2 protein-coding genes are annotated in these 1,123 nt (G+C 58.2%); both read left to right on the forward strand.

Features of this window, described 5'->3' with window-relative positions:
* Positions 1–528: ABC transporter permease (locus tag AC2LB6_RS24570; protein ID WP_490095468.1), on the forward strand; the 528-nt coding region annotated here is incomplete at its 5' end.
* On the forward strand, positions 525–1,123 hold a 599-nt coding region (locus tag AC2LB6_RS24575; protein WP_490095469.1), incomplete at its 3' end, for a substrate-binding domain-containing protein. The genes AC2LB6_RS24570 and AC2LB6_RS24575, both read left to right, overlap by 4 nt.

A 1,123-nucleotide genomic window follows, 5' to 3' on the forward strand; every position in this document is an offset into this window, starting at 1 on the left:
GGCCTGGCGCTGGTGTTATGGCTGGTCACTGAGCATACGCCGCTGGGAAGATGCATGTACGCCGTGGGCGGCAACCCCGTGGCAGCCCGCCTCAACGGTATTGCCGTTAACAAATACGTGATTGGCTCCTTTATCGCCTCCAGTGTCATTACCGGCTTCAGCGGCGTGTTGATCGCCGCAGAACAGGGCGTCGGTCAGGCCAGCGTCGGTATGGATTACCTGCTGCCTGCCTTAGTGGGCGCCTTTCTTGGCAGCACCACTATCCGTCCGGGACGGGTTAACGTCTGGGGCACAGTGGTCGGGATTGCGATTCTGGCTATCGGTATCGCCGGTATCCAGCAGTTTGGCGGTGCCTTCTGGGTAGAGCCGCTGTTTAACGGTGCCACGCTGCTGCTGTCGATTACGCTTGCCGGTTACGCCCAGCGTCGCCGTATGTTGAACCAAAAAGCCGTCGTGCGCAGTCAGAGCACGCCAGCGACCACACCTGACCCACAGCAAAAAACCATCACACCAGGGAACTCATTATGAAAAATCCGGTATTTGGTCTTTCTCTCGTCGCCATGCTGGCAGCCTCTCTGCCCGCTCATGCAGACAGCTATCTGGAACAAGCCACCGCGGCCGTCGCCAAAGCCACGTCCAGCGCCACCACCTGGGACGGCCCCACCACAGGTCCGAAGCTACAGGCGAATAAGAAGCTGATTTTTATTGCCTCAGATATGAAAAACGGCGGCGTGCAGGGGGTTCAGCAAGGGCTTAGCGAGGCGGCAAAAGTCGCGGGCTGGAAGCTGGACACGCTGGACGGCGCAGGATCGGTGAAAGATCAGCTTGCCGCACTCAATCAGGCCATCGCCCAGCGGCCGGACGGCATCATTATTGGCGGCTGGAACCCTAATGTCGCCAAAATGCCCCTCAAAAAAGCCGTGCAGCAAAAGATTGTGCTGATGGCGTGGCATGCGGAGCCAGCGCCGGGTCCGATTAAGCAGTACGGTATTACGGATAACATTACCTCGGACTCAAACGAGGTTGCCCGTCTGGCGGCACAGTACGCCGTGGTGAAATCAGGCGGCAAAGCCCAGGTCATTATCTTTACCGACTCGCTGTATAAAATCGCGCTGGATAAAGC

The sequence above is a fragment of the Pantoea sp. RCC30.1 genome, assembly GCF_058148845.1.